This window comes from Aromatoleum toluclasticum ATCC 700605, assembly GCF_000378245.1.
GTDB classification, from domain to species: Bacteria; Pseudomonadota; Gammaproteobacteria; order Burkholderiales; family Rhodocyclaceae; genus Aromatoleum; species Aromatoleum toluclasticum.
Genome location: NZ_KB899502.1, coordinates 1 through 15,607 on the forward strand (window position 1 = coordinate 1; position 15,607 = coordinate 15,607).

Consider the following 15,607-nt stretch of genomic DNA (forward strand, 5'->3'; position numbering starts at 1 on the left):
CCCGGACCTCTTCAACAACGACTGCTCGGTGATGCCGGTGATCGCCTACCTCTCCGACCACCGCGCCGAGACGCTCGACCGCGTGGTGGCGGCGGCGGCGGGCTTCGCCCAGGCGCACAGTTCGCCCGAACGCCAGTTCCTGCTCGCGGCGGGCAGCGCCGGCATCGAGGCGGCGACCAACATCGTCGTGAAGGAAGCCAACCGCACGATGCTCTTCTACGTGTATGCGGCGGTGATCGTGCTGTGCTTCATCACCTTCCGCAACTGGCGCGCGGTGGTGGTGGCGGTGGTGCCGCTCGCGGTGACCTCGATCCTGTGCGAGGCGCTGATGGTGGTGCTGGGGATCGGCGTGAAGGTGGGCACCTTGCCGGTGATCGCGCTGGGGGTGGGGATCGGCGTCGACTACGCGCTGTACCTGCTCTCCATCCAGCTTGCGCAACAGCGGGCCGATGCGACCCTTGCCGAGGCGCACCGCTGTGCACTGCAATTCACGGGCAAGGTGGTGGCGCTGGTAGGCGTGACGCTCGCGGCGGGGGTGGTGACGTGGATCTGGTCGCCGATCAAGTTCCAGGCCGACATGGGGATCCTCCTGACCTTCATGTTCGTGTGGAACATGGTCGGGGCGCTGATCCTGATCCCGGCCCTGTCGCACTTTCTCCTGAAGGACACGGTTCGCGCCCAGCGCTTCGGCACGGTACCGGAACTGAGTCTGGCCGCATGAGCAGGAACGAATCGATGACCATTCAGGCGCGAGCAATAAGCATGCTGAACTTTCCGACCGTCACGCAGCTCTGGCCGGGCGTGCTGACGGCGATCACGATCGCGCTGGCGGCGAGCTTCGTATCGGAACACCAGGGCGGACCGCAGCTGCTCTACGCGCTGTTCTTCGGCATGGCGTTCAACTTCGCCGCGGAAGGCGAGAAGATCCGCCGCGGCATCGAGTTCGCCTCACGCCAGGTGCTGCGCTTCGGCGTCGCGCTGCTCGGGGCGCGCATCACCGCGGAGCAGTTGGCGGGCCTCGGAGCGCAGTCGATCGCGATGGTCGCGGGCGGCGTGGTCGCGACGATTCTGTTCGGCGCGCTCATCGGCCGCCTGCTTGGCCGCCCCGGCACGGAGGGGGTGCTCACCGGCGGCGCGGTGGCGATCTGCGGGGCGTCGGCCGCGCTGGCGATCTCGGCGGTGCTGCCGAAGAACGAAGCGAACCAGCGCTTCACGCTCTTCACGGTGGTGGGGGTGACGGCGCTGTCGACGGTGGCGATGATCGTCTATCCGGCGGTCGTGAAGGCCTTCGGGCTGGATGCCAACGCGGCGGCGGTCTTCATCGGCGGCACGATCCACGACGTCGCGCAGGTCGTCGCGGCGGGCTACATCATCTCGCCCGAGGTCGGCGACGGCGCGGTCTTCGTCAAGCTCTTCCGCGTGGCGATGCTGCTGCCGGTGGTGGCGGTGGTGTCGGTGCTCTTTCGCGACGGCACGGCGACCGGCAAGAAGCCGCCGGTGCTGCCCGGCTTCCTCGTCGGCTTCGCGGTGCTGGTCGTCGTGAACAGCCTCGGCTTCATCCCCAAGCCGGTGACCGACGCGGCGTCCCATCTGTCGCGCTGGTGCCTGGTGGTGGCGATCGCGGCGCTGGGGGTGAAGACCTCCTTCCAGCAGCTCGCTGCGCTGGGCTGGCGCCCGGTCGTGATGCTCACGGCGAACACGGTCTTCCTGGCCGCGCTGATCCTGGGCGGGCTGCTGTTGATGCGGTGATCTTGATGTGGCCTGTAGGGGATTGGAAAGGGAATTCACGCAAACGACAACGTCGAAGCCGCCGAAGCGCGCGCCCGTGGCTATTACACCACGGGCCCCTTCTTCGCCATGAACTACCTGATCACCGTGACCTGTGCGAGTGGGGCACGGATTTCACGCAAAGGGTCTGGTGGAAGCAGACGCTCGAGTCTGGCAGTGACCTGGCTTCCGGTGAATGCGATAACGGCGAGAAGATGAAGATTGTCCAGAGACCTTCTGGTCCGTCGTCGACATCGTCCGCGCGGTGATCCCCTGCAGGAACGGGCCGTTCATCATGCAATCGAGCCACGGTAGCGGTCGGCTTGCTGGCAGTAGCGGCGGCGGATGTCTCGCTCATGGACTGTCCGCCAACCCGCGCGGTTATGTGCTCAAGGGCGTCGCCGAAAACGCCCGCTTCGACGCCGGCCTGACGGTACAAGTGACCTGAGGGCCGTACGCTACGCCGGCGATCTGCCGGATCATCGAGCGGTTTGTCCATAAGATGAATCAAAAATGTTGCTTTTGATGGGGCGGGCCAATAACATCTATTGGCACAAAAATAATTCGCAAAAATATTTTGACCCCACAGAGGTGACTGTTCGTCATGGACATCCCATTGCTGTTGCTTTCGTCGTTCATCATTGCCGTAACAGGTTTGTTCTTTTTCATCTGGTCCTTGCGCAAGGGCCTTCTCGACCCGGATGCGGCCGGCGCCAAGGTCATCTTTTCACTCGGTGAGATCGGCCGGATCGAGGAGCCGGCCGCGACGGGCGCGGGGCAACGCGAGTTGCAGCGGGCGATGACGGCTTCGCACGGCGAACCGGACGCCACTGAGCTGCAGGCGCGCCTGGCGGCGGATGCTTCGTCGGCACGCCCGGCCTTCGTGCTGCTGGGTTTCGCGGTCTTCTGGCTGCTGGTCGCTTCGCTTGCGGGCCTCACGAGCTCCATCAAGCTCCATGAGCCCGACTGGCTGACGCAATATGCCTGGCTGAGCTTTGGGCGTATCCGCACGATCCATCTGAACGCGGTCGCCTACGGATGGGCACCGATGGCAGCGCTCGGCGTCGCCTTGTGGATGCTGCCGCGGCTGCTGAAGACGACTCTGGAAGGCGCGCGCTTCGCGGTATGGGGTGCCATTCTGTGGAACATCGGCCTCGCGATCGGCGTCGGCTGCATCGCGGTGGGCATCAACGACGGCATGGAGTGGCTGGAAATCCCGGGGCAGGTCGGCGTGCTGTTCGCCGTGGGCGGCGCGATGATCGGCCTGCCGCTGGTCTTCACGCTGCGTCGGCGCAAGGTCGAGCACCTTTACGTGTCCGTCTGGTACATGGGCGCGGCGCTCTTCTGGTTCCCCGTCCTCTACATCGTCGCGAAACTGCCCAACCTGCATTTCGGCGTCGAACAGGCGACGATGAACTGGTGGTTCGGCCACAACGTGCTGGGGCTCTTCTACACGCCGCTGTCGCTCGCCGCCGTCTATTACTTCCTGCCCAAGGTCATCGGCCGGCCGATCCAGTCCTACAACCTGTCGCTGATCGGTTTCTGGTGCCTCGCGTTCTTCTACGGGCAGGTCGGCGGTCATCATCTGGTCGGCGGCCCTGTGCCGGAATGGTTGGTCACGCTGTCGATCGTGCAGAGCATCATGATGATCGTGCCCGTCGTCGCGTTCTCGTTGAATCAGCACCTGACGATGCGGGGGCATTTCGCCGCCCTGAAGCATTCGCCGACGCTGCGCTTCGTCGTGCTGGGCGGGATGATGTACACGCTGAGCTCGATCCAGGGCTCGTTCGAAGCGCTGCGCAGCGTCAACACGATCACCCACTTCACGCATTTCACCGTCGCGCACGCTCATCTCGGCCTGTACGGCTTCGTCACGCTGGTGATGTTCGGCGCGATCTACTTCGCGATGCCGCGCATCGTGTCGCGCGAATGGCCTTATCCGAAGCTCATCGCCGCGCACTTCTGGCTGGTTGCGATCGGCTTTGCGATCTACTTCGTGTCACTGACGACGGCCGGACTGTTGCAGGGCTACGCGATGGTCGATGCGAGCAAGCCCTTCATGGAGTCGGTGCGCGTCACGCTTCCCTGGCTGGAGGGGCGCTCGATCGGAGGCGCGTTGATGACGCTCGGTCATCTCGTGTTCGCCACCCACTTCGTGCTGATGGCGCTGGCCCGTGGGCCCAAGCGCAGCGGCGCCGCCATTCTCCGTCCTCTTGCCCGGACCGCCTGAACCATGGAAAACGAGATCAAACTGATTTCCGGCGCGATGGTGACGCTCGCCATCGCCACCGCCTCGCTGGTCGTGCTGCCCTACCTGCAGCTTCGCCATGAACCGCCCACGCCGGGCCTCAAGCCCTATACCGAAGTGCAGTTGCGCGGACGGCAGGAGTACATCCGCCAGGGCTGCGTCTACTGTCATTCGCAGCAGCCGCGCGATCCCTCGCAGGCGCCCGATGACAAGCGTGGCTGGGGCCGGCCTTCGGTCGCGGGCGACTACTACTACGACCGCCCGCATCTGCTCGGCACAATGCGCACCGGGCCGGACCTGCTCAACATTGGGGCGCGCCAGCCGAGCGCGGACTGGCAGCTCGGCCACCTCTACCAGCCGCGCGCCTACACGCCGGGCAGCATCATGCCGGCCTATCCCTTCCTGTTCGAGGTCAAGAAGGAGGCCGCGCCGGGCGACAAGGTCGTCGCACTGCCGCCGCAATTCGCCCCGGCCGGCGGGGTCGTCGTCGCCACGCAGGAGGCGCAGGACCTTGTGGCCTATCTCCTCTCGCTCGACCGGACCTTCCCCGCGCTGGCGCCGCTCGCCGACGCGAGCCCGGCCTCCAAATGATCCGCAGGCACGTACCCGATATGCAAGCCCAGACCCGCAACGACGATCCCCAGCGGCGCGAAAACCTCGATCCGCATGAATCTCTCAACCCCGTCCCGCGCCTGATGCTGGGCCTGATCGGCCTGCTGCTGGTGTGGGCCGTCTACTACATCTACACAGCGCATCCCAATACGCGTCCTGCCCTTGGAGACCGCCGCAACGTGGAGGTCCTCGCAGCCGTGCCCAGCAAGGCCGTCGACGGCGCGCAGATCTTCGGCGCCAATTGCGCGGCTTGCCATCAAGCGGCAGGCACGGGCATTCCTCAGGTCTTTCCGCCGCTGGCGGGTTCCGCCTGGGTCAATGGCGGCGATCAAGTCCTGATCCAGATCCTGCTGCACGGCATCAACGGCAGCATCGAAGTCGCCGGCAACACCTACAACGGCGTGATGCCCGCGTTCGGCGACAAGCTCGGCGACGCGGAGATCGCGGCGGTCGCGAGCTACATCCGAAGCCAGTGGAGCAATCAGGGGGCGCCGGTGACGCCCGAATCGGTCGCGGAGCAGCGCAAGCGAACTGCCGACCGCAGCGCCCCGTGGAACGGTGGCGCCGAACTCGCGACGCTGAAATAGGCCCCGCCGCCAGAAGCCATGCGTACTGCCGTCACCTGCGCGCTGATCATGCTGCTGGGCCTCGCAGCGTTCTCGGAGGTCAGCGCCGGCTTCCGGGTCGTCACGAGCGAGGCCGCACGCCGCCTCGACGTGCGCGAACATGCACCGGAAATACCCGATGCGATGCTTGTTGGCGCCGGCGCGCCCGCCTACTCGCTACGCGGCGATCTGGCGCGGGACGGACGCATCGCGCTCGTGGACTTCATCTACACCCGCTGCGAATCGGTGTGCAGTGTGCTCGGCACGGAATTCCAGCAACTGCAGCAGGAGATCCGGAAGCAGGGGCTGCAGGACCGCGTACGCCTTATCAGCATCAGCTTCGATCCCGCGGACGACGGTGACACATTGGCGCGCTACGCAGACCGCATGCACGCGGATGGCTCCGTCTGGCGCTTCGCGAGCGTCGCCGACTCCCAGGCCCTACGCCCGCTTCTCGACGCCTTCGGCATCGTCGTCGTGCCCGACGGCATCGGCGGTTTCGTGCATAACGCCGCGATCCACACCGTCGGACCAGGCGGCCGACTGACCCGCATCGACGACCTCGGCGAGGCCCGTATCGCGTTGCGTTCCGCGCTGGCCCGAGCAGAGGTCGCGTCACGATGAGCCCGCGCCGCTTTGCCCTCCTTGGCGCGGCGCTCGTGGCGATTGGCACTGCGCCGTCGCTGCGCACCTGGCTCGAGGCCGACATGGCGCGTCACATGCTCGCGCAGTTTCCGCTGCTGATCCTCGCTGGCGCCGCATTCGCTTCAGCGTTGCCGTCACGCACACGCGGCGCTGTCGCGGCCTTCAACGCGCACGGCCTTGCGGGCCTGCTGTTCTGCCTGCTGGTCTCGGCCTTCTGGATGATCCCGCGCGCGCTCGATCAGGCCTTGCTGTCGTTCCCGGTGGAGCTCGCGAAGATCGCGACGCTGCTCGCGGCCGGTGGCGCGCTGCAACTGTCGTGGCGCCCAGCCGGGCTCGTCGTCCAGACCTTCTTCATCGGAAACTGGGCCTGGATGACGGCCGTCGTCGGACTCCTCTACCAGGACGTGAGCACTCGCCTGTGCAACGGCTATCTGCTCGATCAACAGGTCGTCGCCGGACAGGGACTCGTCGCCCTGGCGATCGTCCTGCCGACGGCATTGATCGCGCTTCTCGCAAAGCGGGGAGTGCTCGCAGGCGACGCGTCCGAAACGACTCAGGGCCGCCCAACGGGAAGCACTGCGCAGTAGAGGAATTCAGTCGCCAGGATTGTTGATCGCTTCGCCCACCGCCCGCGCGAACTCTTCGGCAAGCGTGCAAATTGCGGCACGATCACTTCTTCATAGTCCGCATTGACGATGATGTTCCCGCGCCCGCTGGCCATCATCCGGGACGATGACGGTGCCCCTGGGGTCGGTATGCCCCTTGTCCGGAAGGCACCGCGAACGACCCTTCGGGAGGTGCTGGCGTGGCGGGCAATGTGCAGGGTGACAATCAGTTCGATGTGATCGTGGTCGGGTCCGGTGCGGGGGCGCTCACCTCCGCGGTGGTGGCGGCGGACAACGGTTTGGCGGTGCTGGTCGTGGAGAAGAGCGACAAGTATGGCGGGACGTCGTCGATTTCCGGCGGCGGAATCTGGATTCCGAACAATCATCACTTTGCGGCCAAGGGTGGCAAGGACAGTTACGAGAAGGCGCTGCAGTACTTGAAGGCGGCGACCGGCGGGGTGGTGCCGGAGACGCGGCTGCGGGCCTATCTCGACAACGCGCCGAAGATGATCAGGCACCTCGAGGCGAAGAGCCGCGTGCGCTATGCGGTGGCGGAGAAGTATCCGGACTACTACCAGCATCTGCCGGGCTCCCTGCAGGGGGGGCGGACGCTGGATCCGGAGCTGTTCGATACGAGCGTGCTGGCCGAGGAGCTGCCCAATCTGCGTCAGGGCGCGCCGTCGAACTTGTTGATGGGGCGGATCGCATGGACGGCGCGGCAGGCGCACAAGGCGATGGCGCGCGAGTTCGGCTGGCGCTTCATGGTGCTGGGCCTGATGCTGCGCTTCAAGCTCGATCTGGCGTGGCGCCGCAAATCGAAGTTCGATCGTCGTGCGGCACTCGGTACGGCGCTGATCGCGTCGCTGCGGCGCTCGCTGCAGGACCGCGAGGTGCCGTTGTGGCTGAAGACCGATTTCCGCGAACTGATGACCGAAGGCGGGCAGGTGTGCGGCGTGCGCGTGGTGCGCGAGGGGCACGAGATGCAGATTCGTGCGCGGCGCGGCGTGATCTTCGCGTCCGGCGGCTTCGAGCAGAACCAGGCCCTGCGCGATCGCTACCTGCCGAAGCCGACCACGGCCGGCTGGAGCGCGACGCCGCCGGGGAACAACACGGGGGCGGCGCTGGAGGCGGGCATCGCGGCCGGTGCGGCCACGGCGCTGCTGGACAAGGTCTGGTGGGCGCCGACGATCCGGGTGCCGAAGGAGGAGAAGCCGCGCGGGGTGTTCGCCGAACGGGCGTTTCCGGGGGCCATCGTCGTGAACGGGCAGGGCCGACGCTTCGTCAATGAGGCGGCGCCGTACCTCGAATTCGTCGACGCGATGTACCAGGACCAGCAGAAGAGCGGGGACAAGTCGATTCCGGCCTGGGCGATCTTCGATGCGAATTTCCGCTTCAATTATGCAATGGGGCCCTTGATGCCGTCGCAGATCATGCCCGATAGCCGCTTGCGGAAGGAGTGGTTGGGGACGGTGTATTGGAAGGGCGAGACGCTCGCGGATCTCGCGCGCCAGATCGGCGTCGACATTGGCGGGCTCGAGGCCACGGTGCGCAAGGTGAATGAGTATGCGAAGACCGGCGTGGACGTGGAGTTCGGACGTGGCGGCAACGCGTTTGATCGGTATTACGGCGACAGCAACGTCAAGCCCAACCCCTGCCTCGCGCCGGTCGCGAAGGGGCCGTTCTATGCGATGCGGCTCGATGCGGGCGACATCGGCACGAAGGGTGGGCTGCTGACCAACGAGCATGCGCAGGTGCTACGTGAGGACGGTTCGCCGATCCCCGGCTTGTACGCGATCGGCAACTGCTCGGCCGCCGTGATGGGGACGGGCTATCCGGGTGCCGGTGCGACGCTCGGACCGGCGATGACCTTCGGCTACGTGGCGGCGAATCACCTCGCTGCCGCGCAGTGAGGTTGCAGCGATGATGGCAATCCGCGCAACGACGATTCCGGAAACGCTGTTCGAGGCCGCCCGGCGGCATGGCGGGCGCACGGCGATCGAGGACGGGGACGTCCGCATCGACTATGCCGAGCTGCCGACGCGGGCGCTGGCGGTGACGCGCGCGCTGATGGCGCACGGTGTCGCGGCGGGCGACCGTGTCGCGATCTGGGCGCCGAACCGCTACGAGTGGGTGCTCGCGGCGCTCGGCGTGCAGTGCGCCGGCGCCGTGATGGTGCCGATCAACACGCGCATGAAGGGCGCCGAGGCGGCGGACGTGATCGGGCGCAGCGGTGCGCGGGTGGTGTTCGTGGTCGGCGACTTCCTGGGTGTGGACTACCCGGCGATGCTTGAGCCGCTGCGCCCGGCAACGCTCGAACAGATCGTGGTGCTGTCGGGCGAGCGGGCGCTGCGGGCGGGCGAGTTGGGTTGGGACGCCTTCCTCGATTGCGGCGGCAGCGTCGCAGAGGTCGAGGCGCGAGCCCGCGCCGAAGCTGTGGGACCGGACGACCTGTCGGACCTGATGTTCACGTCCGGTACCACCGGCAAGCCCAAGGGCGTGATGAGCGCGCACGGCGCATGTGTCCGCGCGTTCAGCGAGTATGCGCGCGTGATCGGGTTGAAAGTGGGCGACCGCTACCTGATCGTGAATCCCTTCTTCCATGCCTTCGGCTACAAGGCGGGATGGCTGACCTGCCTGATCGCGGGCGCGACGATCCTGCCGCATCCGGTGTTCGACGCGGAGGCGGTGTTCCGGCGCATCGAGGCCGATCGCATCACGGTGCTGCCCGGACCGCCGACGCTGTACCTGTCGATGCTCGCCCACCCGCGGCTGGCCGAGACCGATCTCTCGAGCCTGCGCATCGCGGTCACCGGCGCGGCGACGATCCCCCCGGTGCTGATACAGCGCATGCGCTGCGAGCTGGGCTTCTCCGTCGTCACGACCGCCTACGGCCTGACCGAATGCGGCGGGCTCGCGACGATCTGTGATCCTTCGGACGACGCCGAGACGGTGGCCGGAACGAGCGGTCGCGCGATTCCCGGCACCGAGGTCCGCATCGTCGATGCCGATAACCGGCCGCTGCCCGCGGGCGAGGCGGGGGAAATCTGCCTGCACGGCTTCCACGTCATGAAGGGCTATTTCGGCGACGCGCAGGCCACGGCCGAGGCCATCGACCGCGAGGGCTGGCTGCACACCGGCGACGTCGGCACGCTGGATGCGCGTGGTTACCTGCGCATCACCGACCGTCTCAAGGACATGTTCATCGTCGGCGGCTTCAACTGCTATCCGGCCGAGATCGAGGCCGCGCTGACCGAGCATCCTGCGATCGCCCAGGTCGCAGTGATCGGATTGCCCGACGAGCGTATGGGTGAGGTCGGCTGCGCCTGCGTCGTGCTGCGTCCGGGTCATCAGCTCGACGAACCGACGCTGATCGCATGGTCGCGCGAGCGCATGGCCAACTACAAGGTGCCGCGCTTCGTGCGCTTCCTGCCCGCGCTGCCGGTGAATGCGTCGAACAAGGTGATGAAGAACGAGCTAAGGGCGCTCGCGGCCGTTTGAGGGCGGCGTGTTGTCGCGGGACGTGAATCCCGCGAGCGTTCCGCCGGTGACCGGGCTACGCAACACGGTCGCCGGGTTCAGCGGACGCCCCTACCGGTGACCCAGCCTGCCTTGTGCTTAGCGCCCCTCGAAGCGAGGAGGCCGCTTTTCGATGAAGGCCTGCATGCCTTCCTTCTGGTCGCGTGACGCGAACAGTACCGCGTTGGCGCGGCGCTCCAACGCGAGCGCGGTCTCCAGGGGCGCGTCCATGCCCAGCAGGATGCATTCCTTGATCTGTTCGGCGGCGAGTGGCGGCATTGCAGCAACGGCGCGAGCGAGGTCGAGCGCCGTGCCGATGACCTGATCGTCGGGCACGAGGTCGCTGACGAGGCCCGCCGTCCAGGCTTCGTGTGCGGTGATCGGCTTCCCGGTGAGCGCCATGCGCATCGCCTTGACCTTGCCAACCGCCCGCACGAGGCGCTGCGTGCCGCCAATGCCCGGCATGATGCCGATGCGGATCTCGGGCTGGCAGAAGCGCGCGCCTTCGCCGGCGACGATGATGTCGGCGAGCATCGCCAACTCGCAACCGCCGCCATAGGCATAGCCGCACACCGCGGCGATGACCGGCTTGGGGCAGTGCTGGATCGGCCCCCACACGCGCTCGGTGTGGCGCTTCGTGATCTCGATCGGCCCGACGCCGGCCATGCTCGTGATGTCGCCGCCTGCCGCGAAGACCTTGTCGCCGCCCGTAAGGATGATGCAGCGCACCGTGTCGTCCGCGCCGAGATCGGTGAAGTGCTGAGCGAGCAGGGCCTGCAATTCGAGGCTCAGGGCATTGGCTGCCTGCGGACGATTCAGGCGCAGCACGGCGATGCCGTTTCCGGGGCGGTCGAGCAGGACGGGCGGGGCGCTTTCGTCGGGCATGCAGTTCTCGGCGGTTTCGTTGTGGGCTCTCCTCCGCGCGCGCGGCGTGGGGAAAGGGGGATTGCGTCCGATTATTCGGCCCGCCCCCATCACGCTCATCGTCCGTTCAGACGACGTAGGTCTTTCCACAGCTTGCTTAAATTGCGACCAAGGCAGCAATCAGGAGATCGCAGTGGCAATCGGGACGGGCCTGGATTTCGAGGGCAAGGTGGTTCTGGTGACGGGCGGCGCGAAAGGCGTGGGCCTCGGCATCGCGCGCAGCTTCCTCGCCGCCGGCGCGCGCGTCATCGTGTGCGGGCGCAACGAGCCGGAGGCGCTTCCTGCGGCCGGAACGGGGCAGGCGGAGTTCATCGCCGCCGACGTGCGCGATTACGAGTCGCTGCAGGCCCTGTTTGCGGCGATCCGCGAGCGCCACGGTCGGCTCGACGTGCTGGTGAACAATGCGGGCGGCGCACCCTTCGCCCTGGCAGACAAGGCATCGCCGCGCTTCCACGAAGGGATCATCCGGCTGAACCTGATCGCCCCGCTCAACGTCGCGCAGTTGGCGAACGCGATGATGCAGGAGCAGGACGGCGGCGTGATCGTATTCATCGGCAGCATCAGCGCGCTGCGCGCCTCGCCGGGTACGGCCGCGTACGGAGCCGCCAAGGCCGCCGTGCTGTCGCTCGCCCAGTCGCTCGCTGTGGAGTGGGCGCCGAAGGTGCGCGTTGTCGCGATCAGTCCAGGTCTCGTGCAGACCGAGCAATCACATCTGCATTACGGCGACGACGCCGGCATCGCGGCGGTCGGTGCAACGATCCCGGCGGGACGCCTCGCCACGCCCGAGGACATCGGCAACGCCTGCGTGTTCATCGCCTCTCCGCTGGCAGTGTATGCCAGCGGCTGCAACCTCCTGCTCAACGGCGGCGGTGAGCGGCCGGCCTTCCTGGCCGCTGGTGCCGCACACGATTGAGCTCATGCGAACAACCCAAACGATGCGGGAGACGAAATTGGCTGAACAGGACTGGATGACCGAAGTGCGGGCGATGGTGGGACGCGAGTACGGCCGCGTCTACGCCTGGGACGAAGTCAATGCGCCGATGATCCGCCAATGGTGCGAGATCATGGGCGTCGAGAACCCGCTCTACACCGATGCGACCTATGCTGCGACCACCGAATTCGGTGCCATCGTCGCGCCGCCGGCGATGCTGCAGGCGTGGTGCCTGGAAGGGCTGCATCCGAACAATTACCCGCCCGGCTCGACGACGGAGAACCCCTACGAGGTCCTGCGCCTGATGGAAGGGCAGGGCTACCAGTCGGTCGTCGCGGTGAATTCGGATCTCACCTTCGAGCGCTACGTGAAGGTCGGCGAGAAGCTGTACTACACGACCCGGCTGGATGCGGTGGGCGAGCAGAAGACGACCGCGCTCGGCACTGGCTATTTCGTCACGCTGATCATGAGCTTCTTCAGCGAGAAGCCGAACGGTGGCGAGGGAGGACAAGACGACAAGGTCGGCGAGCTCCTGTTCCGCGTCTTCAAGTTCCGCCCGGCGAATGCGCAGCCGGCGGCCGAGGCGCCCAAGGGCGATGCCGCGCCGGCAGTGCCCAAGATCAAGCGCCCGAAGCCGGGTATCAGCGATGACACGCGCTTCTTCTGGGAGGGAGCCGCCGCGGGCAAGCTCCTGATCCAGCGCTGCAAGTGCTGCGGCACGCTGCGCCACCCGCCCGGCCCCGTGTGCACCAAGTGCCACTCCTTCGAGTGGGACACCGTCGAATCCGGCGGCACGGGAAGCATCTATTCCTTCGTCGTCATGCATTACCCCGAGGTGCCGCCGTTCGACTACCCGAATCCGGTGGGCCTGATCGAGCTTGACGAGGGCGTGCGCCTGATCGCCGGTCTGGTCGGAGTGAAGCGCAACGAGATCACGATCGGGCAGCGGGTGCAGGTCGAATTCCAGGCCTTCGACGACGGCGAACTGACGCTGCCGCTCTTCCGCCCCGTGGCACCGTAAGGGAGGGGACATGGATTTCGAATTCAGCGACGACCAGCGCGCCATCGCCGAAATGGCCGGGAGCCTGTTCGCCGACCATTGCACGGACGAGCGTCTGCGCACCTTCGACGCCGCCGGCAAGCCCTTCATGGAGGACTTGTGGGCCAAGTGTGTCGAGACGGGCCTGCATGCACTCGCGCTACCGGAGGAAGCGGGCGGCAGCGCGCTGGGCATGACCGAGTTGATGCTGGTGCTGGAGGCGCAGGGCCGGGCCTTGGGCCACGTGCCGCTGTGGCGCCATCAGCTCGCGGCGGCGGCACTCGCCCGATTCGGCGGCGACGCCTGCGCGGAGGTCGTGAAGGCCGCTGCCGAGAGCAGGATGCTGGTGACGTTGTCGCTCGACGACGGTGTCCGCTCCCAAGGGGCAACCCTGCGGGCGCGCGAGGCGAACGGCGGCTGGCGGCTCGATGGCCGGGTCGATGCGCTGCCGCTCGGGGCGGAGTGCTGCCGCGGCCTCCTCGTCGCGCAGTGTGCCGACGGTCCGCGCCTCGCGCTCGTCGACTTGCGAGCCGAGGGCATCGCGAAGACGTCGGGCGTGTTCACCCACGGCGAAGCGGTCGCCGACCTGCGCTTCGAAAACGTCGCCATTCCCGCCGGGGCCCTGCTTCCGGCGGCTGCGCTGGAATGGCTCGAACCGCGCGCGATTGCGGCACTCGCGGCCCTGCAACTGGGCGTGAGCAGCGAGCAGATCCGCCGGACGGTCGCCTACGTTTCGGAGCGACAACAATTCGACCGCGCCATCGGCAGCTTCCAGGCCGTGCAGATGAGCATGGCCGACGCGCACATCGCTGTCGAAGCGCTGCGCTCGGCCCTGTGGCAGCTCTGCTATCGCCTCGACGCCGGCCTGCCGGCAACGCCCGAGGCGCTGGCGACGAAGTATCTCGCCTGCGAAGCCGGCCACATCGTCGGCCACAAGGCGCAGCACGTGCATGGCGGCATCGGCGTCGATCTGACCTACCCGATCCACCGCTACCTCTACTGGAGCCGTGCGCTGGGCATCACGCTCGGCGGCGCGGCCGCGAACCTCGCGCGCCTCGGAGACTGGCTCGCAACCAACGACACGCTGGGATGGAAATATGACCTCGAAGAACACCAGACGCTTTGACGAAGTGCGCGCCGGCGAGGCCCTGCCGGAACTGGCGATCCCGATCACCGTGCCGCTGATCGCCGGCGGCGCGATCGCCACGCGTGACTACTTCCCCGGCCACCACGACGCGGAAGCCGCGCGCAAGCTCGGTTCGCCGCACATCTTCATGAACATCCTGACGACCAGCGGCCTCGTGCAGCGCTATGTCGAGGAGTGGGCCGGCCCCGGCGCGCGCTTCGGGGCGCTGAAGATCAAGCTCGGCGCGCCGAACTACCCCGGCGACACGATGACCTTCACGGGCGAAGTGAGCGGCTGCAACGCCGACAAGCGCAGCGTGGAGGTGACGCTCAAGGGCAAGAACTCGATGGGGAACCACGTGACCGGCACGGTCGCGGTGGTGCTGCCCTGAACCGCGGAGCACGGCACACATGACGAACCCATCTCTTTCCGGACGCGCCGCCATCGTCGGCCTGGGCGCGACCGAATTCTCGAAGAACTCCGGCCGCACCGAACTGCGGCTGGCCATGGAAGCGACGCTCGATGCCTTGAAGGATGCGGGCATCGATCCCTCCGAAGTCGAAGGCTTCAGCTCGTACTCGGTCGACAAGGTGCCCGAGTACGAGATCGCGCGCCTGCTGGGCTGCAAGAACGTCAAATTCTTCTCGCAGATTCCGCATGGCGGCGGCGCCGCGTGTGCGCCGGTGATGCACGCGGCGATGGCGGTCGCGACCGGCGTCGCGAAGGTCGTGGTCGTGTATCGCGCGATGAACGAACGCTCCTGGTACCGCTTCGGCACCGGCAGTTACGGCTTCGCGTCGACGCCGATTTTCGAGAACGTGAATTACGGTTGGTATATGCCGCACGGTTTCCACACGCCGGCGGCCTGGGTGGCGATGTTTGCGCAGCGTTACATGCACACCTACGGCGCGACGTCCGAGGACTTCGGCCGCATTGCGGTCGCGGTGCGCGATTTTGCCGCGACGAACCCCGCCGCCTTCTTCTACGGCAAGCCGATCACGCTTGAAGAGCACCAGGCGTCGCGCTGGATCGCCGAGCCGCTGCACCTGCTCGATTGCTGCCAGGAGTCCGACGGCGCGGTCGCGATGGTGATCACCTCGGCTGAGCGCGCCCGCGATCTCAAGCAGAAGCCCGTAGTCATCAAGGGCGGCGCCCAAGGCATCACCGAGGGCCAGCAGATCATGACCTCCTACTTCCGTGACGACATCACCGGCCTGCCGGAGATGGGCGTGGTCGCGAAGGAGCTGTACGCCCAGTCCGGCCTCGGTCCCGACGCGATCCAGACCGCGGTGATCTACGATCACTTCACTCCCTTCGTCCTTCCCCAGCTGGAGGAATTCGGCTTCGCCAAGCGCGGCGAGGCGAAGGAGTTCATCCGCGCCGGCCATCACGCGCGGGGCGGCAAGCTGCCGATCAATACCCACGGCGGCCAGCTCGGTGAGGCCTACATCCACGGCATGAACGGGGTGGCCGAGGCCGTGCGCCAAGTGCGCGGCACGGCGGTGAACCAGGTGGCCGGGGTCGAGAACGTGCTCGTCACCGCGGGTACGGGCGTGCCGACCAGCGGCCTGATCCTGGGCACAGTCTGA

At 66.9% G+C, this 15,607-nt stretch carries 15 protein-coding genes; 14 read left to right on the forward strand and 1 reads right to left on the reverse strand.

Features of this window, described 5'->3' with window-relative positions; translation table 11 throughout:
* The 9 genes from F464_RS29000 to F464_RS0118460 all read left to right on the forward strand — a co-directional run.
* Positions 1-721: MMPL family transporter (locus tag F464_RS29000; RefSeq protein WP_040395513.1), on the forward strand; the 721-nt coding region annotated here is incomplete at its 5' end.
* A 41-nt stretch (positions 722-762) separates the two neighbouring features.
* Positions 763-1,749: a YeiH family protein gene (locus tag F464_RS0118425; protein ID WP_018991319.1), complete on the forward strand. Its 987-nt coding sequence runs from the start codon at positions 763-765 to the stop codon at positions 1,747-1,749.
* A gap of 622 nt (positions 1,750-2,371) precedes the next feature.
* Positions 2,372-3,997, forward strand: coding sequence for a cbb3-type cytochrome c oxidase subunit I (locus F464_RS0118430; protein ID WP_018991320.1), 1,626 nt, complete (start codon positions 2,372-2,374; stop codon positions 3,995-3,997).
* 3 nt (positions 3,998-4,000) lie between these two features.
* Positions 4,001-4,606: a cbb3-type cytochrome c oxidase subunit II gene (locus F464_RS0118435; protein ID WP_018991321.1), complete on the forward strand. Its 606-nt coding sequence runs from the start codon at positions 4,001-4,003 to the stop codon at positions 4,604-4,606.
* A gap of 20 nt (positions 4,607-4,626) precedes the next feature.
* Positions 4,627-5,214, forward strand: a complete 588-nt coding sequence (locus F464_RS0118440) for a c-type cytochrome (RefSeq protein WP_018991322.1) — start codon at positions 4,627-4,629, stop codon at positions 5,212-5,214.
* Between the two features lie 18 nt (positions 5,215-5,232).
* Entirely contained in the window at positions 5,233-5,856 is a 624-nt protein-coding gene (locus tag F464_RS0118445; protein ID WP_018991323.1) for an SCO family protein, read from the forward strand.
* The gene (locus tag F464_RS29005; protein ID WP_018991324.1) at positions 5,853-6,464 is read left to right on the forward strand and encodes a hypothetical protein; all 612 of its coding nucleotides are present in this window, start codon (positions 5,853-5,855) and stop codon (positions 6,462-6,464) included. The genes F464_RS0118445 and F464_RS29005 overlap by 4 nt, the downstream gene beginning before the upstream one ends.
* 218 nt (positions 6,465-6,682) lie before the next feature.
* Entirely contained in the window at positions 6,683-8,392 is a 1,710-nt protein-coding gene (locus F464_RS0118455; RefSeq protein ID WP_018991325.1) for an FAD-binding protein, read from the forward strand.
* A gap of 10 nt (positions 8,393-8,402) precedes the next feature.
* Positions 8,403-9,980, forward strand: a complete 1,578-nt coding sequence (locus F464_RS0118460; RefSeq protein ID WP_018991326.1) for a FadD3 family acyl-CoA ligase — start codon at positions 8,403-8,405, stop codon at positions 9,978-9,980.
* A 117-nt stretch (positions 9,981-10,097) separates the two neighbouring features.
* On the opposite strand, the gene F464_RS0118465 is transcribed toward F464_RS0118460, so the two are convergent.
* On the reverse strand, positions 10,098-10,883 hold the full coding sequence (locus F464_RS0118465; protein ID WP_018991327.1) for an enoyl-CoA hydratase: 786 nt from the start codon (positions 10,881-10,883) through the stop codon (positions 10,098-10,100).
* A 172-nt stretch (positions 10,884-11,055) separates the two neighbouring features.
* Between F464_RS0118465 and F464_RS0118470 the strand changes: the two genes are divergently transcribed.
* Genes F464_RS0118470 through F464_RS0118490 form a run of 5 tightly spaced genes read left to right on the forward strand, consistent with a single transcriptional unit; the run spans position 11,056 to position 15,607 of the window.
* A complete protein-coding gene (locus tag F464_RS0118470; RefSeq protein ID WP_018991328.1) occupies positions 11,056-11,835 on the forward strand; it encodes an SDR family oxidoreductase in 780 nt (259 codons plus the stop codon).
* 37 nt (positions 11,836-11,872) lie between these two features.
* Positions 11,873-12,874: a bifunctional MaoC family dehydratase N-terminal/OB-fold nucleic acid binding domain-containing protein gene (locus tag F464_RS0118475; protein WP_026296128.1), complete on the forward strand. Its 1,002-nt coding sequence runs from the start codon at positions 11,873-11,875 to the stop codon at positions 12,872-12,874.
* Positions 12,875-12,884: 10 nt separating this feature from the next.
* A complete protein-coding gene (locus F464_RS0118480; protein WP_018991330.1) occupies positions 12,885-14,018 on the forward strand; it encodes an acyl-CoA dehydrogenase family protein in 1,134 nt (377 codons plus the stop codon).
* Positions 13,990-14,409, forward strand: coding sequence for a MaoC family dehydratase (locus tag F464_RS0118485; RefSeq protein WP_018991331.1), 420 nt, complete (start codon positions 13,990-13,992; stop codon positions 14,407-14,409). The genes F464_RS0118480 and F464_RS0118485 overlap by 29 nt, the downstream gene beginning before the upstream one ends.
* Positions 14,410-14,428: 19 nt before the next feature.
* On the forward strand, positions 14,429-15,607 hold the full coding sequence (locus F464_RS0118490; protein ID WP_018991332.1) for a lipid-transfer protein: 1,179 nt from the start codon (positions 14,429-14,431) through the stop codon (positions 15,605-15,607).